Source organism: Gilliamella sp. N-G2 (assembly GCF_002142215.1).
Lineage (GTDB): Bacteria > Pseudomonadota > Gammaproteobacteria > Enterobacterales > Orbaceae > Gilliamella.
In genome coordinates, this window is sequence record NZ_NAST01000020.1 from 21457 (window position 1) to 46482 (window position 25026).

A 25026-nucleotide genomic window follows, 5' to 3' on the forward strand; every position below is an offset into this window, starting at 1 on the left:
TTTTTTGATAATAAACTGGAGTATATAATGGATAGTATGTTATTTGTAGCCGCAGGCATAATGATGGGATTAGCTGCAATCGGTGGTGCAGTTGGTATTGGTTTATTAGGTGGTAAATTCTTAGAAGGTGCTGCTCGCCAACCAGAATTAATGCCTATGTTACGTACCCAATTCTTTATCGTTATGGGCTTAGTTGATGCGATCCCTATGATTTGTGTAGGTATTGCGTTATATGTCATTTTTGCTGTTGCAGGCTAATAATAATTTAAGAGGAATTGTCTCATGAATATGAACGCAACTCTCCTCGGCCAAGCAATTACATTTGTATTGTTTGTTTGGTTCTGTATGAAGTTTGTTTGGCCACCCGTTATCCGAGCGATTGAAAAACGCCAAAAAGAGATAGCAGATGGACTTGCTTCAGCAGAAACAGCAAAAAAAGATTTGGAATTAGCCAAAGCAAATACATCTGACATAATGCAACAGGCTAAGGTTGAGGCTAATGCAATTATTGAGCAAGCGAATAAACGCAAAGCAGCCATTCTTGAAGAAGCACAACAAGAAGCTTCTCGTGAAAAAGAAAGGATTGTTGCTCAAGGACTTGCTGAAGTTGAAGCTGAGCGCAAACGCGCTAGAGAAGAGCTTAAACAACAAGTCGCTACACTCGCTATTGCCGGTGCAGAAAAAATTATTGAACGTTCTGTTAATGAAGCCGCTAACAGCGACATCATTGATAAACTCGTAGCTGAACTATAAGGAGAATAGAGCAATGGCTGACTTAATTACGATTGCTCGCCCTTATGCTAAAGCCGCTTTCGACTTTGCTGTTGAAAAAAATAGCATCGAATCATGGCACAAAATGTTGGTGTTAACATCTGAAGTGAGCAAAGATGCTCAAATAAGAAGTATCTTAACATCTGACATGAAAACTGATTCAGTGGCTAACTTACTCATCAATATCTGTAAAGATGTATTAGATGAGTTTAGCACTAATTTTATTAAAGTTATGGCTGAAAACAAACGTTTATCTCTTCTTCCTGAAGTGTTAAGTTTGTTTGAGCAATACTGTTTAGATAAAGAAGCACAAGCAGATGTTGAGGTTATTTCTGCTAATGAGCTTACCAGTGAACAACTTGATAAAATTTCTGTCGCAGTCGAAAAACGTTTATCACGAAAAGTAAAACTAAAATGTCATATTGATAAATCGCTCATTTCTGGTTTTATTATTCGTACGGGCGATATGGTTATTGATAGTAGTATCAGAGGGCGTCTAAATCGACTAAATGACGCTCTACAGTCTTAAGGGGACTGATAATGCAGCTAAATTCAACTGAAATAAGTGAACTAATTAAAGAGCGGATAGCTCAGTTCAATATTGTGAGTGATGCTCACAATGAAGGAACTATCATATCTGTAAGTGATGGTATTCTTCGAATCCACGGATTAACTGATGTAATGCAAGGTGAAATGATTGCATTACCAGGCAACCGTTATGCAATGGCATTAAACCTTGAAAGAGATTCTGTTGGTGCTGTGGTCATGGGACCATACGAAGACTTATCTGAAGGGATGAAAGTGCAATGTACTGGACGTATTTTACAGGTACCAGTAGGTGATGGTTTATTAGGCCGTGTTATTAATACTCTCGGTGAACCAATTGATGGTAAAGGTTCAATTCAACATGATGGATTTTCGCCAGTAGAAGTGGTTGCTCCAGGTGTTATCGACCGTCAATCAGTTGACCAAGCATTACAAACTGGTTATAAAGCAGTTGACTCAATGATTCCAATCGGTCGTGGTCAACGTGAACTTATCATCGGTGACCGTCAAACTGGTAAAACCGCATTAGCAATTGATGCCATTATTAATCAACGTGATTCTGGGGTTAAATGTATCTATGTAGCAATCGGTCAAAAACAATCAACTATTGCTAACGTAGTGCGTAAACTTGAAGAGCATGGTGCACTTAAAAACACAATTGTGGTGGTGGCATCAGCATCTGAATCTGCAGCATTACAATACTTAGCACCTTACGCTGGTTGCGCCATGGGCGAATACTTCCGTGATCGCGGTCAAGATGCATTAATTGTTTATGATGATTTATCAAAACAAGCGGTTGCTTATCGTCAAATTTCATTATTACTTCGTCGTCCACCTGGACGTGAAGCTTACCCTGGTGATGTATTCTATCTTCACTCTCGTTTACTTGAACGTGCAGCTCGTGTTAACGAAGCTTATGTTGAGGAATTCACTAAAGGCGAAGTAAAAGGTAAAACAGGTTCATTAACTGCATTACCAATTATCGAAACTCAAGCAGGTGACGTTTCAGCGTTCGTACCAACTAACGTAATTTCGATTACTGATGGTCAGATCTTCCTTGAAACTAGCTTATTTAACTCAGGTATTCGCCCAGCGGTAAACCCAGGTATTTCGGTTTCTCGTGTTGGTGGTGCTGCGCAAACTAAGATAATGAAAAAATTATCTGGTGGTATTCGTACTGCTCTTGCACAATATCGTGAATTAGCAGCATTCTCACAATTTGCCTCTGACTTAGATGAAGCAACAAGAAACCAATTAAGCCATGGTGAAAAAGTAACTGAATTACTCAAACAAAAGCAATACTCACCAATGACTGTTGCTGAGCAATCAATTGTACTTTACGCTGCTGAGCGTGGTTATCTTGAAGATGTTGAACTTGCTAAAGTATTATCATTTGAAACAGCACTTCTTGCTTATGCCCATAGTCAATATGCCGATTTTGTTAAGCAAATCGACGAAACAGGCAATTACAATGATGAGATTGAAAACAAGTTAAAAGCAATGCTTGAAAGCTTTAAATCAACTCAAACTTGGTAAGGGTGAGGTAACAAATGGCTAATGCAAAAGAAATTAGAACGAAAATTGCCAGTATCCAAAGTACGCAAAAAATCACCAAAGCGATGGAAATGGTAGCTAATTCTAAAATGCGTAAAACGCAAGATAGAATGGCGGCTAGTCGTCCATACGCTGAAATGATTCGTGAAGTAATTGGACATTTAGCGTTAGCTCAAATAGGCACTAAACATCCTTATCTGGAAGAAAGGGATGTTAAGCGAGTTGGCTATCTTATCATTTCAACCGATCGTGGTTTATGTGGTGGATTAAATATCAATCTTTTCAAAACTGTTATTGCTGATATGTCAGCATGGCAAGAGAAAGGCGTTGAAGCAGATGTCGCTTTAATTGGTTCTCGAGGTGTTTCGTTTTTCTCTTCAGTAAAAACCAACATCTTAACCCAAGTAACCAATTTAGGTGATGAACCAACTTTATCTGATTTAATTGGTCCGGTAAAAACAATGCTTGAGGCATATGACAACGGTAAAATTGATAAACTATATATTGTAACCAATAAGTTTATTAACACAATGTCGCAAAAGCCAACAATACAGCAATTATTACCATTACCGGCTTCAGAAGATAAAGAACTTAAAGCTTCATCATGGGATTATATTTATGAGCCTGATGCAAAATCATTATTAGATGTGATTTTACGTCGTTATATTGAATCACAAGTCTATCAAGCGGTGGTTGACAATTTAGCGAGTGAACAAGCAGCAAGAATGGTGGCCATGAAGGCAGCAACCGATAACGGTGCAAATTTAATTAATGAATTACAAATTGTGTATAACAAAGCCCGTCAAGGTGCGATCACAAATGAATTAATTGATATTGTATCTGGTGCAGCTGCTGTTTCAGGTTAGTGCTAAATATTGGCTTATAGTTAAGAAAAAGACGTAGAGGATTAAAAATGGCTACTGGAAAGATTGTCCAGATCATCGGTGCGGTGGTTGATGTCGAATTCCCAGAAGATGCAGTACCAAAGGTATATGATGCATTAGAAGTGGAAACTGGCACTGATAAATTAGTTCTGGAAGTTCAGCAACAATTAGGTGGTGGCGTTGTATGTTGTATTGCAATGGGCTCATCTGATGGTTTAAGACGTGGACTTAAAGTAGTAAATACAGGTCACGGCATTGAAGTTCCTGTGGGAACAAAAACACTTGGCCGTATTATGAACGTACTTGGTGATCCTGTTGATAAAGCAGGTCCAATTGGTGAAGAAGAGCGTTGGGCGATTCACCGTGCAGCACCAACATACGAAGAGTTGGCTAACTCAACAGAATTACTTGAAACTGGTATCAAAGTTATCGACTTAATTTGTCCATTTGCAAAAGGTGGTAAAGTTGGTCTATTTGGTGGTGCAGGTGTTGGTAAAACTGTAAACATGATGGAATTAATTCGTAACATCGCTATCGAGCACTCAGGCTACTCAGTATTTACTGGTGTAGGTGAACGTACTCGTGAAGGTAACGACTTCTATCATGAAATGAAAGAATCAAACGTACTTGATAAAGTATCATTGGTTTATGGTCAGATGAATGAGCCGCCAGGAAACCGTTTACGCGTAGCGTTAACTGGTTTAACAATGGCAGAAAAATTCCGTGATGAAGGTAAAGACGTACTATTATTTATCGATAATATTTACCGTTATACCTTAGCCGGTACCGAAGTATCTGCACTATTAGGTCGTATGCCATCTGCGGTAGGTTACCAACCGACCTTAGCAGAAGAAATGGGGTTATTACAAGAACGTATCACCTCAACTAAAACGGGTTCAATTACCTCAATCCAAGCAGTATATGTACCTGCCGATGACTTAACTGACCCATCTCCAGCAACTACCTTTGCTCACTTGGATGCAACAATCGTATTAAGTCGTCAAATAGCATCATTAGGTATTTACCCTGCGGTTGACCCACTCGACTCAACCAGTCGTCAATTAGATCCACTTGTTGTTGGGCAAGAACATTACGATTGTGCTCGTGGCGTACAGTCAATTCTTCAACGTTATCAAGAATTAAAAGATATCATTGCGATTCTTGGTATGGATGAATTATCAGAAGACGATAAATTAACTGTTGCTCGCGCACGTAAAATTCAACGTTTCTTATCTCAACCATTCTTCGTTGCGGAAGTGTTCACAGGTTCACCTGGTAAATACGTACCATTAAAAGACACAATTAGTGCCTTTAAAGGTATTATGAACGGTGATTATGACCATATTCCTGAACAAGCATTTTATATGGTTGGTTCAATCGACGAAGCGATTGAGAAAGCGAAATCTCTCTAAGAGATTTATAGAACGGAGAGAGCATTATGGCACTAACTTCCTATCAATTAGAAGTTGTTAGTGCTGAATCTCACCTTTTTTCAGGTGATGTTCAGCGAATCAGAGTTACAGGACGAGAAGGTGAACTTGGAATTTATCCTGGTCACACTCCGTTACTGACAACCATTAAACCGGGAATGGTCGGGATTGTTAAAGCCGATGGACAAGAAGAGTTTATTTATCTATCTGGTGGTATTTTAGAAGTACAACCAACCATGGTAACAATCTTAGCTGATACCGCGATTCGTGGTGAAGACTTGGATGAAGCAAGGGCACAAGAAGCAGTAAGACAAGCGCAAGAACACATTAATCATCCTAGCGATGATATGTCTTTTGCTCAAGCATCTGCTGAACTTTCTAAAGCCTTAGCAAAAATACGAGTTATTGAGTTAACTCGCCGTATAGGTCAATAAGGATATTGATAGCTAAACTAGGCAATAAAGGGCTACAAATTAATAAATTGTAGCCTTTTTTATTATTTACTGAACGACTATTTGAATTATCATTACCTAAAAGGCGTAATTTTTACCTCTGAAAAACCCCTTTCCTCAAAATTTTTATAAACTATTGGCATTTTATTTAGTTATAAAAAGTTACTATTTAATCATGGCTAGATTTATTAATAGCAATCAGCGATAATCTGATTAATTCTATTAATATTAATGTAACTATGTTCACCATTTATCATTCTAATCAAGTCGATTTACTCAAAACATTAGTCAGCGAGTTAATGCGCAGAGATCCGCTAGAACAGGTTTTTATGCCTGATATGGTTATGGTGCAAAGCCAAGGTATGGCACAATGGTTACAAATTGAATTAGCCAATGATCTAGGGATAGTTGCTAATGTTGATTTTCTTTTTCCAAGCCAATTTATCTGGCAGTTATACCAAACTCTGTTACCTAATTCACCTCAGGAAAATAGTTATAATGTCGAATCAATGACTTGGCGTTTGTATTATCTATTGCCAAAAATTATCGAGCGACCTGAATTTGATACCATTAAACATTATCTTAATATTGATAAAGAAGAACGAAAACAGTATCAACTAGCGACTCGAATCGCACAATTATTTGACCAATATTTAGTTTATCGCCCTGACTGGTTAGCCAAATGGGAAAGCAAGCAAACGGTAGCTGAACTAAATCATCATCCAGATGAAATCTGGCAATCTGAATTATGGCGACAACTAATTGCAATTAGTCAACCTTATCATCGTGCCAATATCTATCAGCAAATGTTAGACATTTTGTTAGATAATGATTTCGATCGCACAAGATTAAAATCGTTACCGAAACGAGTCTATATTTTTGGTATTACCTCACTACCACCAATTTATTTATCATTATTATCAACACTTGGTCAACACATTGATGTCCATTTAATGTTTAATAATCCTTGCAAATGGTATTGGGGCGATATTGTAGAAAAACAGCTATCAGAGATCCAAAATACACCTGATAATATTCCTAACCCATTATTAACATCTTGGGGTAAGTTAGGACGAGATAACCTATTTTTATTGCAGGAATTCAATAATAAACAAGACATTGATATTTTTGTCGATCATGAGCGAAAATGTTTATTAGATTCAATTCAGCAAGATATTTTAGAACTTTATCAAACCAGTGATGTAAAAGCGCCGATAAAGAAAACAGATAGATCCGTAACCTTCCACGCTTGCCATAGTGAACAGCGCGAGGTCGAAGTACTTTATGATTATCTATTATCTGCATTTGATGCCGATCCAACACTTGAATTACGTGATTGTATTGTCATGGTTTCAGATATCGATAAATATGTACCCTATATTCGGTCAGTATTCGGTAACGCTGAAGGACAACGCTATCTACCATTCACAATTTCCGATCAAAAAGCTCGCAACATTGATCGAATGGTGCAAGGATTTTTTGCTATTTTAAACTTTACTGAAAGCCGCTTTACCGCTGAAGAGTTATTTAATCTACTTGAAATTCCAGCCATTGCTGAAAAGTTTGCCATAAGTGAGTCACAACTAACTTTATTACATACTTGGATTATTGAATCAGGTATTCGTTTTGGTCTAGAAAATGCTCACAGTTGGCTATTTGGCCTTGAACGGTTATTACTTGGTTATACCATGAATAGTGAACAAGGTGGTTGGCAACAGATATTAGCTTATGATGGTGCTACCGGCTTAGATGCTGAATTAATCGGTCAGTTAGCAGAATTTATAAAATCGGTGCGTAAATGGTTAACCATTCTCAGTGAAGATAAGCCATTAACTGAATGGCAAGGCTGCTGTATTGAACTGATTAATGATTTTTTTGTTAGTAATGACTCACGTGAATCAATTTTATTAATGATTCAAGAAGAGTGGCAAAAACTGATTAGCAGTGGTTTAAATGCTAATTTTACCGATCAAATTTCAATAACTATTTTACATGATGCGATGCAATCACGATTGGAGCAAAATCATCTAGCCCATCGTTTTTTAGTCGGTAAAATAAACTTTTGTACTATGATGCCAATGCGTTCGATTCCTTTTAAATTAGTATGTTTATTAGGTATGAATGATGGTGATTATCCAAGAACATCTTTACCTTTAGATTTTGACTTAATTGCTCAAAATCCTCGTCGAGGTGATCGTAGTCGACGTATTGATGACCGTTATCTGTTTTTGGAAGCTATTTTATCTGCACAAGATCAACTCTATATCAGTTATATCGGTCGAGATATGAAAGACGATAGCGAACGTTATCCGTCAGTATTAGTCGATGAGCTTTGGGATTATATTGTGCAGTATTATCATGATGCTACTGATAAAGATTCTGATAAAAAAACGCCTTTAATTGATAATTTAAGAACGTTGCATACTCGCACACCATTTAATCCTCAAAATTTCTTAAATGAACCTAAAAGTTATGCTGATGAGTGGTTACCTGCCGCGTTAAAAGCGGGAGAAAACCAATCATTTATCAGCGATATTAGCAAAGTCATTATGGATAATATCAATCTAGATGAATTAAAACGTTTTTATCAACACTCTATTCGGTTTTTCTTACAAAAACGCTTTAATTTTTATGTCAATTATTTAGATGACACCTTGCCCGATGCTGAAAACTTTAGCCTAGATAACTTAAAACGCTATCAACTTAATCTACAAATTTTAAATGAAATGATTGCTAAGGACTCGCAAGGCTGTGATAACTTTTACCAACGGCTTAAGCTAACAGGTGAGTTACCCGACGGTGCATTTGGTGAGATTATTTATGATGAACTGTGTGAAGCACTGCAACCTTTAGCCAATAAAATCATTGAAGAGAGAACTAATCCATCAACCTTAGAGGTAAATTTAACTATTTCGATAGATGAACAACATTATCAATTACAAGGTTGGCTAACCCACATTCAAGCAGATGGTCTTTTAACTTGGCGCCCAGCTAAACTCTCGATTCGTGATGGTATGTCATTATGGATTGATCACTTAATTTATTGTATTTTGAATTGGGATAAAACCGACAGCCAAAGTCGCTTATATGGCCGAGAAGACAACCAATGGCGATTTTTACACATTGATGCCCCACAAGCGTTAACCCTATTAACGGATCTCGTTGAAGGTTTTATAAAAGGTGTCAACCAACCACTATTAATGCCATTACAAAGCGCATGGAGCTGGTTGCTTGCTGCATATAATCCAAAAACTGGACAAATTGAACTCAGTGAAAAAGCAATAAGCAAATTATTAACCACTTGGCAAGGTGGCCAATTTCTTACCGCAGAATGTGATAGTTATTACGCAAGGCTTTATCCCGAATTAACCGATGATCTAATAGAACAAATAATACAGTTTGCTCAGCGATATTTATTGCCGATATTATTACATCAAGTCGAAGAATAGGAGGAGGCACTATGTTTATCGATACGCATTGCCATTTCAATTTTCCTGCTTTTGTTACCGATCTCGAGAATTCAATCAATAATATTCGCCAAGTTAAAATTAATAGCTTAATTATTCCTGCTGTATCAGCAACACATTTTAGTCAAATATTACAACTCACCGAGCAATATAGTGAACTTTATGCTGCACTCGGTTTACACCCTATCTATCAACACTCGCCGGCTGATCTTGAACAACTATCAGATATAGTTAGTACTCACCCTACAAAATTAGTTGCCATTGGTGAAATTGGCTTAGACCGTTATGACCAATCTGTTGATTGGCAACAGCAACTAGATTATTTTCGAGCTCAATTGGTATTAGCCAAGCGCTATGATTTACCCGTTTTAATCCATTCACGCAAAACACACGACATTATCTATCATGAATTACATCAAGCTAATTTGCCATGTCGTGGGGTGATCCATGGCTTTTCTGGTAGCTATCAACAGGCATTGCAATTTATTAAATTAGGCTATTATATTGGTGTTGGTGGGGTAATAAGTTATACCAGAGCCAATAAAACTCGCCAAACCATTGCAAAAATACCGCTGGAAAGTTTAGTGTTGGAAACTGATGCACCTGATATGCCATTAAGCGGTCGCCAAGGACAAATAAATCGTCCCGAAAACATTGTCGATATCTTTAATATTCTTAGTCAATTGCGAACAGAACCGCCTTCACAAATAATTAACACTATCTTAACAAATACCTTGACGCTATTTCGTAGAATTAATAGAATGGAAATTACAAATCCGTTCAAAAGATAACCATTTAATTATTAATGATTTATCAACAAAAGGTGATATTTTATGTCGCAGCGCTATAGTCAACTTTTTGTACAATCCATTATTTCATTAACTCGATTATTTCCATTATGGGCAATTCTTTGTGCAATAGCTGCCTATTTTTCACCTGATACCTTTCTACCTGTGCGACCACATACATCACAATTATTAATGTTTGTCATGTTTACAATGGGGGTAACGTTAAGTATTGATGATTTTAAACGCGTCGTCACTAAACCGAAAGCAGTCATAATTTGTACTTTACTGCATTATATTGTAATGCCAGTTACCGCGTTAATCTTATCTAAATTATTCACTATGCGACCAGAGCTATTAGTCGGCATGGTTCTTGTGGGGAGCGTTGCTAGTGGTACCGCCTCGAATGTGATGATTTATCTCGCTAAGGGGGATGTCGCATTATCGGTCACCATCTCATCGGTATCAACACTGGTTGGCGTTGTAGTAACCCCATTACTAACATTATTGTTAGTTGGTACTACCGTTGAAGTTCGAGTTTGGGATATGTTGATACATATTGTTCAAATTGTTCTCGTCCCTATTCTTTTAGGCTTAATTGTCCACCACTTTTTATATCCTGTGGTAAAAAAATGTGAACGCTTTTTGCCACTGTTATCGATGCTTTGTATTTTATTAATTATTTGTATAGTTGTTGCTGGTAGTCATGCACTCATTGCTCAAGTAGGTATAACCGTTATCTTTGCCGTCATTATTCATAATGGTGTTGGTTTACTGGGTGGTTATTGGGGAGGTCGTTTATTTGGTTTTGACGAGTCCACTTGTCGAACTATGTCTTTAGAGGTAGGCATGCAAAACTCAGCGTTAGCTGCAACATTAGGTACAACCTACTTTTCAGCATTATCGGCACTACCTGCTGCAGTTTTTTCTGTTTGGCACAATATTTCTGGTTCACTATTGGCTGGTTATTGGCAAGGAAAACCCGTTAAAAATAAGAAAAAATCCAGCAATTAACAGTGAATATTGTAAAATAGCATTCATTAGCTCTCTTATTCAATCATACCCGATGAGTAAGAGAGTATAATCTTAGGATTAATAAAATTCCTCTGCTTCCAGCATATCAATCAATTTTAGGCTGAACAAAATGAATAGCGAACTACAGTTACCACCTTTTGTCTATCGTATATTACCTTGGATTGCTGCATTTGCTTTTTTTATGCAATCACTCGATACCTCAATTCTAAATACTGCTTTGCCAACTATGGCCAAAGATCTTAATGAATCCCCCCTAAACATGCAGTCAGCGGTAATCTGTTATGCACTAACACTAGCACTATTTATTCCAGTAAGTGGCTTTCTTTCAGATAAATTTGGTACCCGAAATATCTTTGTACTGGCAGTATCACTCTTTACAATAGGTTCATTACTGTGTGCTTTATCCAATTCATTAATTTTCTTAGATATATCAAGAGTAATTCAAGGTATTGGTGGTTCAATGATGGTACCGGTTTCTCGCTTAGTTTTGATTAAAGCATTTAAACGTAACGAGTTTTTAGCGGCATTAAATACCGCAACAATACCAGGATTGATCGGACCAGTATTAGGGCCGGTTTTAGGCGGTTATCTAGTCGATATGGTAAGTTGGCATTGGGTATTTTTGATTAACTTGCCAATTGGGGTTTTAGGGGTATTTATTAGCTTAAAGTATATGCCTAACATTAAAGGCAAACATATGCCTTTTGATTTCTTTGGTTTTCTTTTTATCGTTATTACTTTTATCAGCGCTACCCTTAGTGTCGAATGTTTAAATCAAGGTCAACAATATTATTTACCAATAACGCTTGCCATCATCAGTCTGATTTTTTTATTTATTTATCGAACCTATGCGCAAAAAAAATCTGGGCCACTATTTCCACTATCATTATTTAATATTCGAACGTTTAAAATTGGTATTATCGGTAATTTAGTTTGTCGATTGGGCATTTCTGGCGTGCCTTTCCTTATTCCACTATTTTTACAAGTTGGTTTTGGTTATTCAGCAATTTTTGCTGGCATGATGCTAGTTCCTATGGCAATTGCTTCAATTTGTACCAGATTTTTCATTACGCGGATTCTGGCTCGTTTAGGTTACCGTTTTGTATTGGTCGCTAATACCATCTTAGCTGGAATTTTGATTCTTTTAATGTCATTAATAAACTTAGCGACACCATTAGTAATATTAGGCATTTTGCTATTTTGCATTGGCGGAATCAATTCAATGCAATTTACCTCAATGAATAGTATAACATTAGCTAATTTACAAGGTGAAAGCACCAGCAGTGGTAATAGTTTAATGGCGGTTAATCAGCAATTAGCCATTAGCTTTGGTACTGGTTTTGGTGCGGTATTAGTAAGATTATTCAGCAATTCAACAACTACTATTCACGCATTTCAATTAACCTTTGTTATACTAGGTATTGTGACTATGCTATCAAGCATGATTTTTGCGCAACTAAACACACAAGATGGTAAAAATTTAACGAATCGGCGCTAAGCAATTAAGGGAGAATTATATGTTTCAATATCAGATCATTCCAGTTACAGCTTTTCAAGAAAATTGTAGCATTATTTGGTGTGATGAAACAAACGAGGCTGCCTTTATTGATCCTGGTGGAGAGCCAGAACTGCTTAGAAAAGCAGTGGAAAAACTAGGCGTAAATATCAAGCAAATCTTGCTTACTCATGGCCATTTAGATCATGTTGGCGCTGCCGTGGCGTTAGCTAATCATTATAATGTTAAGATTATTGGCCCTAGTCAAGAAGATGAGTTTTTATTCTCTGGACTACCACAACAATGTATGCAATTTGGCTTTCCTTATACAGATAGTTTTTTACCTGATCGCTGGTTAACTGAAGGGGAACAAGTTAAAGTGGGTAACATTACACTTGATGTTCTGTTCTGTCCTGGCCATACTCCTGGCCATATCGTATTTATCAATGCCAAAGATAAAATTGCTTTTGTCGGTGATGTCTTATTCAAAAGTAGCATTGGCCGTACCGACTTTCCTCGAGGAAATCATGCCGATTTAATTTCCTCTATCACAAATAAACTATTTCCGCTTGGTGATGATTTTATCTTTGTTCCTGGCCATGGTCCGATGTCGAGCTTTGGCAATGAACGAATGACAAATCCTTTTTTAGTTTGAAACAAAATTCCCCAAACAAATGTAAACTATTTTATAAAAAAATAGTTTACATGCTTTATTTTTGTATTATTATGACGCTACTATTTAGCTTTTAATGGTAGAAAATAATGAAACAACAATTAACATCGTACTATCCAACTTATATTAATACACTATTCAACTTATCCTCTTGGCAACGCAAGTTGGGCGCAGTTACTTGTGCCGCATTGCTGCTAGGCGTTGCCGCAAATATCAGTATTCCAACCTATCCGGTACCATTCAGTCTACAATCATTAGGCGTGCTTCTGATCGGAGCTTGTTTGGGGCGTAAATTAGGTGCTTTAGCAATTCTTCAATACCTTTTTTTAGGTGCATTAGGATTACCACTTTTTGCCAATGGTAGCGGTGGCATTATGGCGCTTGCTTCTCCTTCTGCTGGTTATTTATATGGTTATGTATTTAGTGCTTATTTAGCTGGATATGCAGCAGAAAAAGGTTACGATCGTCGTTTTCTGTTAGGATTAGTTGCCTTTGCTTGTGCTCACCAATTATTATTTGTCTTTGGTGTGGTCTATTTAATGGGGTATTTACATATTTCCCTTAGCGAAGCGATACAAGCAGGCTATTTACCTTTTGTTGGTGTGGATGCACTTAAATTTATCATCGCAACTTGTGTCATGTTTTCATTATGGCGTCACCACGCTAAAAAACATCAATAAAAATGCAAATTGGCGATATTATTTTTCAATCCCAGTATGAAGAAAGCGAATTTAATGAAGCAATTACGCATTCTGGTTCACAGCTCTGCTCGGATGAGATAATCAATCAGATAAGCCATGTTGGTTTATATATTGGCAATAATATCATCATTGAAGCCACTCAAAAACATGGGGTAATCCAACAGCCCCTAAACAACTTTTTAGCTACCGCTCAATATAATCTAGTAGCAACCATTTATGATGATTCCGTCATTAAAAACGCATTAATGCGAGTGCAAACCTGTCTAGGGTTGCCTTATAACCATAGTTTTCGCGAAGATGATAAAGGGTTTTACTGTAGTGAACTGATTACTTATGCTTTCAAGTACCCATCTGGTGAAGATTATTTTCAACGTTATCCTATGAACTTTAGCGATTTAGCCACAGGCCAAATTCTGCCTTATTGGATCAAATATTATCAAGCATTAAATCAAACGATCCCTGAAGGAGAACTAGGATCACATCCACAACAACTACTCAGACAAAAGACATTATTCAAGACAATCCGAATACTTGAAGCATAATAATCGAGATAATCTGCTACAAAAAACACATTTTAAACAATTTAACTATTGACATAATGTCATTAAATCTATAATATGCGCGCTACATTTCGGTTCCTCCATAGTTCAGTCGGTAGAACGGCGGACTGTTAATCCGTATGTCACAGGTTCAAGTCCTGTTGGAGGAGCCAACTTTCCGAATGTTGAAATCTGCTCAAGCAGATTTTTTTATGCCTATTATTCTTCTGCTCTATAACTTATTTGTTTATCGCCTATTGATATCTTTACTATTGTCTTTCTTAATAAAAGATTCATAATAATTATCGCGCTTAATTTTCCATATTCACATCTAATGGCAATTGAGTATTCTGATCGATAATAGTTAGGTTAAAGGAGATTTACCAATGCATTTGCATTTTATTATTCATGAAGATTTCGAAGCTCCTGGAGCTTATGAGCAATGGGCTAAAGAACATCGTTATACCATTAGTTATTCTCGTGTTTATCTTGGTGAACCTCTTCCCAACAATGTAGATAATATTGATATGTTGATTATTATGGGTGGCCCACAATCACCAGCAACAACCAAACAAGAGTGCCCTCATTTTGACTCGCTAGCGGAACAAGCAGTAATATTATCGGCTATCAACTCAAAAAAAATCGTACTTGGCGTCTGTCTTGGTTCACAATTAATTGGTGAAGCTTTAGGAGCCCCACATGGTCATAGTCCGGAAAAGGAAATCGGTAAGTTCCCTATCACCTTAACTGAAATAGGTAAAAATAATCCTTTATTTGTTGATTTTGGCAAGGGTTTAGCTGTCGGCCATTGGCACAATGACATGCCAGGTTTAACCCAAGAAGCACAAATTATTGCCTATAGTGAAGGCTGCCCACGACAAATCATTGCTTATGGTCCTTTAGTATATGGTTTTCAATGTCATATGGAGTTAACTTTAGATGTTGTTGAACAGCTGATTGCTCACTCAGAAAGTGATCTTAATCAGGCAGCAAAATATCGTTTTGTTGATACACCTAGCCAACTTCGTTCCCATGATTATTCTGAAATGAATCAGAAACTGTTTGGCTTTTTAGATAAATTAAGCCTTAATTATTTATCACTTATAAAAAAATAAGCAATTTAGTAGTTAGGATGATTGTTATATGCAAAACACTATTGTAGATAAACCTAAAAAACGCAGTAATTTAAGGTTAAAATTAGGTAAGGAGTATTTTATTCTCAAACGTAAACTAGATTGGTGGCGCAACCGTCACGCCTATAGCGTAATTGATAAGAATAATAATACTTGCTGCTATTCTCATAAAAAACATCAATCGGTATTGTTAAGACAACTGAAAGATGTTGATATGTATTTGCAATATAACAAAATTACTAACCTTCGCTTAGCAATTGAACAGCTCGACGGTTCGATAATTAAGCCCAATCAACGATTTTCAATTTGGCAAAAAGTTGGTCGACCATCTAAGAAACGCGGCTTTTTAGAAGGTCTCTCATTACATAATGGCCAAATCGGCAAAGATATTGGTGGTGGTTTATGCCAACTTGGCAATTTGATTTACTGGATGGTATTACATTCAGATTTAACCATTATTGAACGATGGCGTCATAGTTTTGATGTTTTTCCGGATGTTAACCGTACTATTCCATTTGCTTGTGGTGCAACACTTTCTTATAACTATATCGATTTACAATTACTTAATAAAACCAATACAACGTACCGACTTAATCTTTGGTTAGATGATGAATATTTACATGGTGAACTGCTTGCCAATACACCTTTATCTTATCACTATGAAATATTCGAAACCGATCACGTTATTGAACAACAATGGTGGGGCGGATACACCAGACACAATAAGATATGGCAACGAAAAACCCATTTGCTCGATAATCAAATAGAGGAAAAACTCATTAGTGAAAATCATGCAATTATGATGTATACACCTTATTTAACACAACCAAACGAAGTATAAAAATCATACAGCAATGATATTAAATTAGATAGTCATAAGCTATCTAAACAATAGTTTGTGGGATATATTGATAGACCGTATACTCGACAGTATAAATGAGTTAAAAATACTTAATAAATGAAAGGAGCAATTTCATGGCTTATACATTACCCCCTTTACCTTATGCTTATGATGCTTTAGAGCCTTATATTGATACTGAAACAATGCATCTTCATCATGACAAACATCATCAAACTTATGTAAATAATGCTAATGCATTATTAGAATCTCTACCTGCTGAAGTTAAAGACTTTTGCCCTGAAACATTACTAAAAAATCTAGACAAAGTCCCTGCAGACAAAATTACTGGTGTTAAAAATAATGTTGGTGGTCATGTTAACCACACTCTATTCTGGGAATTATTAAAAATTGGAACTGAACTTAAAGGTGAACTTAAAGCTGCTATTGAAAAAGACTTTGGTTCAGTTGATGCATTTAAAGAAAAATTCTCAGCTGCTGCGGCAACTCGTTTTGGTTCTGGTTGGGCATGGTTAGTATTGAAAGATGATAAGCTAGAAGTGGTTTCAACTGCTAATCAAGATTCCCCAGTTATGGGTGAAAAATTCTCAGGTGTTTCTGGCACACCAATTTTAGCGCTTGACGTTTGGGAACACGCTTATTATTTAAAATATCAAAACCGTCGTGCTGATTATATTGGTGCGTTTTGGAATGTTATTAACTGGGATAAAGTAGCTGAATTATACACAGAAGCGAAAAAATAAGCTCATTTAGAAAAATCACATTATAAAAATGACGCAATACGCGTCATTTTTTATTTATTATTCATTTACATTATTATCAATGATGTAAGCAAATTGGTAATTGCTAAGTTATACTTAAATCCGTTACAATGCAGGATTAATTAAAAAACTTAAAAATTTACAAAACAGCATAATATGTTTGAAATTAATCCTATCAAATCGAAAATAGCCGAATTAACCGAGCGAACAGATGTGATTCGGGGGTATCTTTGACTACGATCTCAAGAAAGAACGTCTTGAGGAAGTCAATGCTGAATTAGAACAATCGGAAGTTTGGGCAGATCCAGAAAAAGCACAAGCATTAGGTAAAGAACGAGTAATGCTTGAAGAGATCATCAATACCATTAATTCATTAGATCAAGGACTTGATGATGTTGAAGGCTTACTTGAACTTGCTGTTGAAGCAGAAGATCAAGATACTTTTGATGAAGCAAATCTAGAACTAGAGCAATTAGAAAAAAAACTAGCTGGTCTCGAGTTCCGTCGAATGTTCTCAGGTGATTATGATAGTGCTGATTGTTATTTAGATATTCAATCTGGATCAGGTGGCACTGAAGCACAAGATTGGGCGGAAATGCTACTTAGAATGTATCTCCGTTGGGCTGAATCAAAAGGATTTAGTACCGAAGTGATGGAAGTATCAGATGGTGATGTAGCGGGCATTAAATCGGCCACTATTAAGGTATCTGGTGATTATGCTTATGGTTGGTTACGTACCGAAACTGGCGTTCATCGCTTAGTTCGTAAAAGTCCATTTGATTCAGGTAACCGACGTCATACATCATTTGCATCAGTATTTGTCTATCCAGAAATTGATGATAATATTGATATTGATATCAACCCTGCCGATCTACGTATTGATGTTTATCGCGCATCTGGTGCAGGTGGTCAGCACGTTAATAAAACTGAATCTGCTGTTCGTATTACCCATGTGCCAACAGGGATTGTGACTCAATGTCAAAACAATCGCTCTCAGCATAGTAATAAAGATCAAGCGATGAAACAGCTCAAAGCGAAACTTTATGAGCTGGAAATGCAGAAAAAGAATGCCGAAAAACAGCAGATGGAAGAAAATAAATCCGATATTGGTTGGGGTAGTCAAATCCGTTCATATGTACTTGACGACTCGAGAATTAAAGATTTACGTACCGGCGTCGAAACCCGTAATACTCAAGCCGTTTTAGACGGTGATTTAGATCAATTTATTGAAGAAAGCTTAAAAGCAGGTTTATAACCCTGTTTGGTGATAAATAAAAGGTAATATTATGTCAACACAGCAAGAGCAACAAAACCATATTGAAGAGTTAAACAACGAGCTTACAATACGTCGTGAAAAGCTAGCTGCAATTCGCGAACAAGGCATTGCTTTCCCAAACGATTTTCGTCGTGATGCAATCTCAAGCGATCTTCATAAATTGTATGATGATAAAACTAACGAAGAGCTAATCGAAAATAAAATTATCGTTACTGTTGCTGGTCGCATGATGATGCGCCGTATTATGGGAAAAGCATCATTTGTATCACTACAAGATGTAACTGGACAAATCCAACTTTATGTCACTCGTGATGATCTACCAGAAAATTACTATAATGAACAATTTAAAAAATGGGATCTTGGTGATATTGTTGGTGCTAAAGGTTATTTGTTCAAAACCAAAACTGGTGAGCTTTCAATCCATTGTCAAGAAATTCGCTTATTAACAAAAGCACTACGCCCATTACCAGATAAGTTCCATGGCTTAGCCGATCAAGAAATGCGCTATCGTCAACGTTATCTTGATTTAATTACTAACCAACAATCTCGAGATACCTTTATTGCTCGTTCAAAAGTGGTGACTGAAATTCGCAACTTTATGCTTGAAAACCATTTTATGGAAGTTGAAACACCAATGATGCAAGTGATTCCTGGTGGAGCTTCAGCAAAACCATTTATTACTCATCATAATGCGCTAGATTTAGATATGTACTTACGGATTGCGCCAGAACTTTACTTAAAACGTTTAGTTGTTGGTGGATTTGAACGAGTATTTGAAATTAATCGTAACTTCCGTAATGAAGGGGTATCACCACGACATAATCCAGAATTTACAATGATGGAAATGTATATGGCTTATGCCGATTATAAAGACCTAATTGTATTAACCGAAGCATTATTCCGCCGTTTAGCTATCGCAGTAACTGGTGATGCAGTTGTACAGTATGGCGAACATACTTTTGATTTTGGAAAACCATTTATCAAAATGACGATGCGTGAAGCAATTTGTCATTATCGTCCAGAAACGAATAATGCGGATTTAGATGATTTTGATAAAGCATGTGCAATTGCCAAAGATGTGGGAATCAAAGTAGAAAAAGGTTGGGGATTAGGTCGAGTTGTAACTGAAATTTTCGAAGAAGTGGCTGAAGCTAACTTAATACAACCAACTTTTATCACCGAATATCCAGCTGAAGTATCACCACTGGCTCGTCGTAATGATGAAAACCCATTTGTCACTGACCGCTTTGAATTTTTCATCGGTGGACGAGAAATTGGTAATGGTTTCTCAGAACTTAATGATGCAGAAGATCAGGCGCAACGTTTTGCCGATCAAGCATCACAAAAGGATGCCGGTGACGATGAAGCAATGTTCTATGATGAAGATTACATCACCGCATTAGAACATGGCCTACCACCAACTGCTGGCTTAGGGATCGGTATTGACAGAACTGTAATGTTATTTACCAACAGTCATACTATTCGCGATGTAATTTTATTCCCGACAATGCGTCCAATTAAATAACGTTTGTTGATTACTATTAAACCAAACTCACTTATTGAGAAATAAGTGAGTTTTTTATTTATCAAAAACCCCTTTCCTCAATTTTTTTAAAATAGCTTTACTATTTGGAAGTTATTACTCACTTACGTTTGTAAAAAACATACGGTAAATCAAATCTATTTTATTATGGAAAAATAATAGTTATTAAGTTAATCCTAACGCTTAAAATTAGAATTTGATCAATGTACTCTTAATATTTTTTATAAAAGTTAGTACTTGCTGACTAAAATAATTATTTATTAAGTAAAACGTAGAGATCTTATAGAGTAGTAAAAAAAGGAAATATGATTAGCCGTTAATCGATTTTATGATTAACGGCCAGAATGTTTATCTTAGTTATTGGTTTTAGTTTGTTGCGGTAAGATTAAATTTAACACAATGGCTAAAATCCCACATAAACTAATACCCTGTAATGCATAAGAACCAAAATCGAAGATCATGCCACCAATACCAAATACTAGTACTAACGAGACGATACACATATTCCGTGATACAGAAAGATCGACTTTATGTTTGACTAAAATATTAATACCAACCGAAGCAATTGAACCAAATAACAACACCATGATTCCACCCATTACGACAGTTGGAATTGAACTTAAAAATGCCCCTATTTTACCAATGAAAGACATTAAGATTGCCCATAATGCAGCCCAAGTCATTACCTGAGTTTTAAAATTGCGAGTTAAGGTTACCGCACCAATAACTTCGGCATAAGTAATACATGGAGGCCCACCAAAAAATCCTGCTGTAGTAGTAGCCAATCCATCACCCAACAATGTCCGTTGTAAACCAGGTTCACGAGTATAATCTTTACCTGTTACAGCACCAATTGCCATAATATCCCCCACATGCTCAATAGTTGGAGCAATCACAATAGGAATCATATATAAAATAGCTTGCCACTGAAACTCTGGAAATGTGAAATCAGGCACTTTAAACCATGGTGCATCAATAACTGGTTGAAAATTGACAATACCAAAAGCACATGAAAGTGTATATCCAACCACAATACCGGCAATAATCGGAACCAATCTAAAAAAGCCTTTTGCCCAGATAGCAACAATTAAAGTCGTTAACAAAGAAGCCATTGAAATAATGATAAGTTGATAGTTTTCGGCTTGAAGTCCACTATCTTTACCCATAGCCATACCAACTGCAACTGGGGCTAATGATAAACCAATTACCATAATAATTGGCCCGGTAACTACCGGCGGTAAAATCCGATCGATAACATTGTTACCATTAATTTTGACCAGAAAAGCAAAAAACATAAATACCAAACCAGCGGCAACCAATCCACCTAAAGTTGCCGGTATTCCCCATTGAGCTACTCCAAAAGAAATTGGTGCAATAAAAGCAAAAGAAGAGGCTAAAAATACCGGTACTTTATTTTTAGTTGCAAGTTGAAATAACAATGTACCGACACCGGCAGTAAATAATGCTACATTTGGATTTAAACCAGTTAACAGTGGTACTAAGACTAGAGCACCAAAAGCAACAAATAGCATTTGAGCACCAGTAAAAATATCTTGCCAGGCTGGTTTTAATAGTGAAGTATCCTTTTTAATTTCATCATTATTGATTTTAAACACGTTTTCCTCTCTTCTTAAACTTCTTTTTGCTAATAGCAAATTAATTATTAAATAGCAGACATAAAAAAACCGGATAAACCGGTCTAAAAATTGAGATTTTATTTCGTGCCAAATATTTTGTCTCCGGCATCACCTAGCCCAGGTAAAATATAGCCTTTATCATTTAGGCGTTCATCAATTGATGCCGTATAAAGTTCAACATCTGGGTGAGCTTGTTCTAATACTTTAATACCTTCTGGCGCAGCCACTAAAACCAGTACTTTGATATTTTTACAACCGGCTTTTTTAAGCAGATCAATAGTAGCCACCATAGAGCCACCAGTAGCAAGCATAGGATCTACCACTAAAGCCATACGTTCTTCAATATCAGAAGTGAGTTTTTGGAAATAAGGAACAGGTTCGAGAGTTTCTTCGTTACGATAAAAACCAACAACACTAATTCTTGCACTCGGTATATGTTCTAGGACACCATCCATCATACCTAAACCAGCACGTAAAATAGGAACAACGGTAATTTTTTTCCCTTTGATGCGTTCGACTTCAACTGGTCCACACCAACCTTCAATCGTCACTTTTTCAGTCGGTAAGTCAGCTGTTGCTTCATAAGTCAGTAAACTGCCAACTTCACTGGCAAGGTCTCGGAAATCTTTTGTGCTAATGTCATATTCACGCATTAAGCCAATTTTATGGCGAACTAGAGGGTGTTTTACTTCAACAATTTTCATTGGGGGCCTCAGTGTTATTCTTTGATGATCTAATTAGTAGGTATAAATAACCACTGAGAGGTAATTATAGCAGAGATATCAAATCATGAAAACCAGAAATCCCAACAAAGCAGATCGTTAATCTAGATTTTTAAAAAACTCTTTATTTTTTATAAGCTTTCACCCTCTAGATATGCAACAGGTAAGTCGATTACCTTTTGGTCGATCTTTTCACCATTGATGCGTTTTAGAAGTAATTCGGCAGCAATGTTACCCATTTCTATTCTTGGCGTTTGTATGGAGGCTAATTTCGGATTCATATATTGGCCAATTTTGTGTCCATGGAATCCAACTATAGCTATCTGCTTAGGTATTTCAATACCAATACGTTGACATTCAAGTAATACGCCTATAGCTAAATCATCATTGGTACTAAAAATACCATCAACGCTTGGATTTTCTTCTAGAACTTGGTGCAAAAATCTTGCGCCTAATTCATAGGATGAAGCTTCTTTTGTCGCTAATGTTTTTGGCGTTAATCCCGCCTCTTGCATAGCTTTTTCATAACCTTGCTGGCGAATAATGCTTCGCTGATCTTGTCTGGCACTAAAGTAGACAATATTACGTCGCCCTTTATCTATCATGTGATGAATCATATTTTTGGTGACGGTGAAATTGTCAAAGCCAACAGCCATATCAATACAAGGTGAGACACTATCCATAATTTCAACTACCGGCACACCTGAAATTTCGATCATTTTAAGTGTGGCGGGATTATGTATTCTTTCAGTCAAAATTAGTCCATCAATATTGTAAGACAGTAATGAGCGAACCCGTAACTCTTCTTTATCGGCGCTGTATCCGGTATGCGTGATCATGGTTTGGTACCCTTTTACATCCATGACCATTTCGATACCTTTTAAAATATCGGCAAAAACTTGGTTGGTTAACGAGGGTAACACCACCCCAATAGCATAACTTTTAGCATTGGATAACATGTCTGGGGCTTTGTTAGGGATATAACCCAGTTTATCGATAGTCGATGAAATTTTTAACCGTAGTGCTTCCGATACAAGATTGGGATCTCGTAAAAAGCGACTTACTGTCATTTTGCTGATACCAAGTAAATTGGCGATTTCTTGTAAGCCTGGTCGACGTTTTTTATTCATTGCTTGTTTTCCGGTAATCTTGGTTGCCAATCAATTGGCGTTTTACCATGTTGTAAAATAAAATTATTGGCTTTTGAAAAATGTTTACAACCAAAAAATCCACGATGAGCCGATAATGGCGATGGGTGTACTGCCGTTAACACATGGTGTTTTTGACGATCGATAAATTGACCTTTTTTCTGTGCAGGTGACCCCCAAAGTAGGAAAACAACACCCTCTAGATATTTATCAATTGCTGCAATAACATGATCAGTGAAGGTTTCCCAACCTATTTTGGCATGAGAGTGAGCTTGACCAGCTTCAACTGTTAATACATTATTGAGTAATAAGACACCTTGAGTAGCCCAATAACCTAAATAGCCATGATTAGGTATCGTGAATCCTTCAATATCAGTTGCTAACTCTTTATAGATATTTAATAACGAGGGAGGCGGTTTGATTCCAGGTAATACAGAAAAGGATAAGCCATGAGCTTGATTTGGACCATGATAAGGATCCTGCCCTAGGATCACTACTTTAATGTCACTAAATGCAGTAAAACGAAAAGCATTAAATACATCGTGCTGGGGTGGGTAAATAATTTTACCTTGCGCACGCTGCGTTGCCACAAACTGCATTATATGTTGAAAATAGGGCTTCTCTTTTTCAGAGCCAATAACATCATTCCATGTTAATTGATTACTCATATTTGACCTTTACAATTGTTTTATCTAGTTCAACACTGGATTTATTGATGATATTAATTATACCTAAAAATACCAATAAACCTACTGATAATCAATGATGAGAAAAGTACTCTTCATTCAACAGTAAATAAGCGTTCAACGAATAAAAAGACGCATAAAAATAACTTGTTTAATATAAGATCATCAAAATATCACTTAAATTGCAAGTGACAATAAAAGATTACCTTTTAATAAATATAAAGTTATTTGCAAAAATTGAGTAAAATTATACGATCAACGGTAAAACTTATTAGATTAATAGCTTTTTTTGATTTTAATCAAATTTTGAAAGTGCTATATTACTCCTAAATAGTTTAGGACAATAAGGTCCAGATCCATTAGGAGGATTTAAAAATGATTACAGGTATCCAAATTACTAAAGCAGACAATCAAGCACTACTTAACTCTTTCTGGTTATTAGATGATTCAACCAAAGAAGCTCGTTGTGTTGCTGCTAAATCAGTTTACAAAGAAGATCAAATCGTCCCAACTGCGGAACTTGGTCAATTCGAATATCGTGAAGTTCCATTAGATGTAGCACCAACAATTAAAGTTGAAGGTGGTCAACATTTAAATGTAAACGTACTTCGTCGTGAAACATTAGAAGATGCAGTACAACATCCAGAAAAATACCCACAATTAACAATTCGTGTTTCTGGTTATGCAGTTCGTTTTAACTCACTAACTGCTGAACAACAACGCGACGTTATTGCTCGTACCTTTACGACTAAAATTTAATTTCATATGTTTAACTAAATTTAATACTAAAAAGGATAATATGGAATGTTATCCTTTTTTTATATAACATATAATAACTTTTTATATTATTAAATATAATTAAAATTTTTATATATTATTAAGTGTAATTAATACAAAATTATGTTCTAGTTTTTGCTAGTTTATTATGT

At 36.4% G+C, this 25026-nt stretch carries 24 protein-coding genes and 1 tRNA gene; 21 read left to right on the top strand and 4 right to left on the bottom strand.

Features of this window, described 5'->3' with window-relative positions:
- Nucleotides 1-27: 27 nt before the first annotated feature.
- The 20 genes from atpE to lysS all read left to right on the top strand — a co-directional run bounded on the left by atpE (nt 28) and on the right by lysS (nt 19886).
- Complete coding sequence (atpE, locus tag B6C99_RS09715) at nt 28-258, top strand: F0F1 ATP synthase subunit C (RefSeq protein WP_034901511.1); 231 nt, start codon at nt 28-30, stop codon at nt 256-258.
- Nucleotides 259-282: 24 nt separating this feature from the next.
- The gene (gene atpF / locus B6C99_RS09720) at nt 283-753 is read left to right on the top strand and encodes a F0F1 ATP synthase subunit B (RefSeq protein ID WP_034901512.1); all 471 of its coding nucleotides are present in this window, start codon (nt 283-285) and stop codon (nt 751-753) included.
- Nucleotides 754-766: 13 nt separating this feature from the next.
- Nucleotides 767-1300 carry a F0F1 ATP synthase subunit delta gene (atpH, locus tag B6C99_RS09725; RefSeq protein WP_065614741.1) on the top strand — a complete coding sequence of 178 codons (534 nt, stop codon included), beginning with the start codon at nt 767-769 and terminating at the stop codon, nt 1298-1300.
- Nucleotides 1301-1311: 11 nt separating this feature from the next.
- Nucleotides 1312-2853, top strand: a complete 1542-nt coding sequence (gene atpA, locus B6C99_RS09730; protein WP_034901516.1) for a F0F1 ATP synthase subunit alpha — start codon at nt 1312-1314, stop codon at nt 2851-2853.
- A gap of 14 nt (nt 2854-2867) precedes the next feature.
- The gene (gene atpG / locus B6C99_RS09735) at nt 2868-3737 is read left to right on the top strand and encodes a F0F1 ATP synthase subunit gamma (protein WP_065614742.1); all 870 of its coding nucleotides are present in this window, start codon (nt 2868-2870) and stop codon (nt 3735-3737) included.
- Nucleotides 3738-3784: 47 nt separating this feature from the next.
- Entirely contained in the window at nt 3785-5167 is a 1383-nt protein-coding gene (gene atpD / locus B6C99_RS09740; protein WP_034901521.1) for a F0F1 ATP synthase subunit beta, read from the top strand.
- Nucleotides 5168-5193: 26 nt separating this feature from the next.
- Nucleotides 5194-5619 (top strand): F0F1 ATP synthase subunit epsilon, encoded by a 426-nt coding sequence (locus B6C99_RS09745; RefSeq protein WP_086359643.1) that lies wholly within the window; start codon nt 5194-5196, stop codon nt 5617-5619.
- 257 nt (nt 5620-5876) lie between these two features.
- Nucleotides 5877-9086, top strand: coding sequence for an exodeoxyribonuclease V subunit gamma (gene recC, locus B6C99_RS09750; protein WP_086359644.1), 3210 nt, complete (start codon nt 5877-5879; stop codon nt 9084-9086).
- An 11-nt stretch (nt 9087-9097) separates the two neighbouring features.
- Nucleotides 9098-9895, top strand: coding sequence for a TatD family hydrolase (locus tag B6C99_RS09755; RefSeq protein WP_086359645.1), 798 nt, complete (start codon nt 9098-9100; stop codon nt 9893-9895).
- A 42-nt stretch (nt 9896-9937) separates the two neighbouring features.
- A complete protein-coding gene (locus B6C99_RS09760) occupies nt 9938-10903 on the top strand; it encodes a bile acid:sodium symporter family protein (RefSeq protein ID WP_086359646.1) in 966 nt (321 codons plus the stop codon).
- A gap of 130 nt (nt 10904-11033) precedes the next feature.
- Nucleotides 11034-12422: an MFS transporter gene (locus B6C99_RS09765; RefSeq protein WP_086359647.1), complete on the top strand. Its 1389-nt coding sequence runs from the start codon at nt 11034-11036 to the stop codon at nt 12420-12422.
- A gap of 19 nt (nt 12423-12441) precedes the next feature.
- Nucleotides 12442-13074 (top strand): MBL fold metallo-hydrolase, encoded by a 633-nt coding sequence (locus tag B6C99_RS09770; protein ID WP_065614747.1) that lies wholly within the window; start codon nt 12442-12444, stop codon nt 13072-13074.
- Nucleotides 13075-13181: 107 nt separating this feature from the next.
- Nucleotides 13182-13772 carry a biotin transporter BioY gene (locus tag B6C99_RS09775; protein ID WP_086359648.1) on the top strand — a complete coding sequence of 197 codons (591 nt, stop codon included), beginning with the start codon at nt 13182-13184 and terminating at the stop codon, nt 13770-13772.
- Between the two features lie 2 nt (nt 13773-13774).
- Nucleotides 13775-14335 carry a YiiX/YebB-like N1pC/P60 family cysteine hydrolase gene (locus B6C99_RS09780; RefSeq protein WP_086359649.1) on the top strand — a complete coding sequence of 187 codons (561 nt, stop codon included), beginning with the start codon at nt 13775-13777 and terminating at the stop codon, nt 14333-14335.
- Between the two features lie 94 nt (nt 14336-14429).
- A tRNA-Asn gene (locus tag B6C99_RS09785) sits at nt 14430-14505 on the top strand.
- 213 nt (nt 14506-14718) lie between these two features.
- Complete coding sequence (locus B6C99_RS09790; protein WP_086359650.1) at nt 14719-15447, top strand: type 1 glutamine amidotransferase; 729 nt, start codon at nt 14719-14721, stop codon at nt 15445-15447.
- Between the two features lie 28 nt (nt 15448-15475).
- The gene (locus B6C99_RS09795) at nt 15476-16306 is read left to right on the top strand and encodes a VanW family protein (protein ID WP_086359651.1); all 831 of its coding nucleotides are present in this window, start codon (nt 15476-15478) and stop codon (nt 16304-16306) included.
- Nucleotides 16307-16440: 134 nt separating this feature from the next.
- Nucleotides 16441-17067 carry a Fe-Mn family superoxide dismutase gene (locus B6C99_RS09800; protein WP_086359652.1) on the top strand — a complete coding sequence of 209 codons (627 nt, stop codon included), beginning with the start codon at nt 16441-16443 and terminating at the stop codon, nt 17065-17067.
- 174 nt (nt 17068-17241) lie between these two features.
- A protein-coding gene (gene prfB, locus B6C99_RS09805) for a peptide chain release factor 2 (protein ID WP_108720963.1) occupies nt 17242-18340 on the top strand; the annotation gives its coding sequence in 2 pieces (ribosomal slippage) (nt 17242-17316 and nt 17318-18340; 1098 coding nt in all).
- A gap of 31 nt (nt 18341-18371) precedes the next feature.
- Nucleotides 18372-19886, top strand: a complete 1515-nt coding sequence (gene lysS, locus B6C99_RS09810; protein WP_086359653.1) for a lysine--tRNA ligase — start codon at nt 18372-18374, stop codon at nt 19884-19886.
- 371 nt (nt 19887-20257) lie between these two features.
- Here lysS and B6C99_RS09815 read toward each other — a convergent pair whose 3' ends face one another.
- The 4 genes from B6C99_RS09815 to ung form a co-directional block, all read right to left on the bottom strand.
- Nucleotides 20258-21496 (bottom strand): uracil-xanthine permease family protein, encoded by a 1239-nt coding sequence (locus tag B6C99_RS09815; RefSeq protein ID WP_371265836.1) that lies wholly within the window; start codon nt 21494-21496, stop codon nt 20258-20260.
- Between the two features lie 122 nt (nt 21497-21618).
- The gene (gene upp / locus B6C99_RS09820) at nt 21619-22245 is read right to left on the bottom strand and encodes a uracil phosphoribosyltransferase (RefSeq protein WP_086359654.1); all 627 of its coding nucleotides are present in this window, start codon (nt 22243-22245) and stop codon (nt 21619-21621) included.
- Between the two features lie 149 nt (nt 22246-22394).
- On the bottom strand, nt 22395-23393 hold the full coding sequence (gntR, locus tag B6C99_RS09825; protein WP_086359655.1) for a gluconate operon transcriptional repressor GntR: 999 nt from the start codon (nt 23391-23393) through the stop codon (nt 22395-22397).
- A complete protein-coding gene (gene ung / locus B6C99_RS09830; protein ID WP_086359656.1) occupies nt 23390-24079 on the bottom strand; it encodes a uracil-DNA glycosylase in 690 nt (229 codons plus the stop codon). The genes gntR and ung overlap by 4 nt, the downstream gene beginning before the upstream one ends.
- Before the next feature lie 393 nt (nt 24080-24472).
- On the opposite strand from ung, the gene grcA reads away from it, so the two are divergent.
- Nucleotides 24473-24856: an autonomous glycyl radical cofactor GrcA gene (grcA, locus tag B6C99_RS09835; RefSeq protein ID WP_086359657.1), complete on the top strand. Its 384-nt coding sequence runs from the start codon at nt 24473-24475 to the stop codon at nt 24854-24856.
- Nucleotides 24857-25026: the final 170 nt, after the last annotated feature.

What these genes read in the sequence shown, in the direction of transcription:
- B6C99_RS09760 (WP_086359646.1), top strand. Translation starts at nt 9,938, where the DNA reads ATGTCGCAGCGCTATAGTCAACTTTTTGTACAATCCATTATTTCATTA.
- atpF (WP_034901512.1), top strand. Translation starts at nt 283, where the DNA reads ATGAATATGAACGCAACTCTCCTCGGCCAAGCAATTACATTTGTATTG.
- B6C99_RS09795 (WP_086359651.1), top strand. Translation starts at nt 15,476, where the DNA reads ATGCAAAACACTATTGTAGATAAACCTAAAAAACGCAGTAATTTAAGG.
- gntR (WP_086359655.1), bottom strand. Translation starts at nt 23,393, where the DNA reads ATGAATAAAAAACGTCGACCAGGCTTACAAGAAATCGCCAATTTACTT.
- B6C99_RS09745 (WP_086359643.1), top strand. Translation starts at nt 5,194, where the DNA reads ATGGCACTAACTTCCTATCAATTAGAAGTTGTTAGTGCTGAATCTCAC.
- upp (WP_086359654.1), bottom strand. Translation starts at nt 22,245, where the DNA reads ATGAAAATTGTTGAAGTAAAACACCCTCTAGTTCGCCATAAAATTGGC.
- atpA (WP_034901516.1), top strand. Translation starts at nt 1,312, where the DNA reads ATGCAGCTAAATTCAACTGAAATAAGTGAACTAATTAAAGAGCGGATA.
- lysS (WP_086359653.1), top strand. Translation starts at nt 18,372, where the DNA reads ATGTCAACACAGCAAGAGCAACAAAACCATATTGAAGAGTTAAACAAC.
- atpG (WP_065614742.1), top strand. Translation starts at nt 2,868, where the DNA reads ATGGCTAATGCAAAAGAAATTAGAACGAAAATTGCCAGTATCCAAAGT.
- B6C99_RS09755 (WP_086359645.1), top strand. Translation starts at nt 9,098, where the DNA reads ATGTTTATCGATACGCATTGCCATTTCAATTTTCCTGCTTTTGTTACC.
- grcA (WP_086359657.1), top strand. Translation starts at nt 24,473, where the DNA reads ATGATTACAGGTATCCAAATTACTAAAGCAGACAATCAAGCACTACTT.
- recC (WP_086359644.1), top strand. Translation starts at nt 5,877, where the DNA reads ATGTTCACCATTTATCATTCTAATCAAGTCGATTTACTCAAAACATTA.
- B6C99_RS09780 (WP_086359649.1), top strand. Translation starts at nt 13,775, where the DNA reads ATGCAAATTGGCGATATTATTTTTCAATCCCAGTATGAAGAAAGCGAA.
- B6C99_RS09765 (WP_086359647.1), top strand. Translation starts at nt 11,034, where the DNA reads ATGAATAGCGAACTACAGTTACCACCTTTTGTCTATCGTATATTACCT.
- B6C99_RS09775 (WP_086359648.1), top strand. Translation starts at nt 13,182, where the DNA reads ATGAAACAACAATTAACATCGTACTATCCAACTTATATTAATACACTA.
- atpD (WP_034901521.1), top strand. Translation starts at nt 3,785, where the DNA reads ATGGCTACTGGAAAGATTGTCCAGATCATCGGTGCGGTGGTTGATGTC.
- atpH (WP_065614741.1), top strand. Translation starts at nt 767, where the DNA reads ATGGCTGACTTAATTACGATTGCTCGCCCTTATGCTAAAGCCGCTTTC.
- ung (WP_086359656.1), bottom strand. Translation starts at nt 24,079, where the DNA reads ATGAGTAATCAATTAACATGGAATGATGTTATTGGCTCTGAAAAAGAG.
- B6C99_RS09790 (WP_086359650.1), top strand. Translation starts at nt 14,719, where the DNA reads ATGCATTTGCATTTTATTATTCATGAAGATTTCGAAGCTCCTGGAGCT.
- B6C99_RS09800 (WP_086359652.1), top strand. Translation starts at nt 16,441, where the DNA reads ATGGCTTATACATTACCCCCTTTACCTTATGCTTATGATGCTTTAGAG.
- B6C99_RS09770 (WP_065614747.1), top strand. Translation starts at nt 12,442, where the DNA reads ATGTTTCAATATCAGATCATTCCAGTTACAGCTTTTCAAGAAAATTGT.
- atpE (WP_034901511.1), top strand. Translation starts at nt 28, where the DNA reads ATGGATAGTATGTTATTTGTAGCCGCAGGCATAATGATGGGATTAGCT.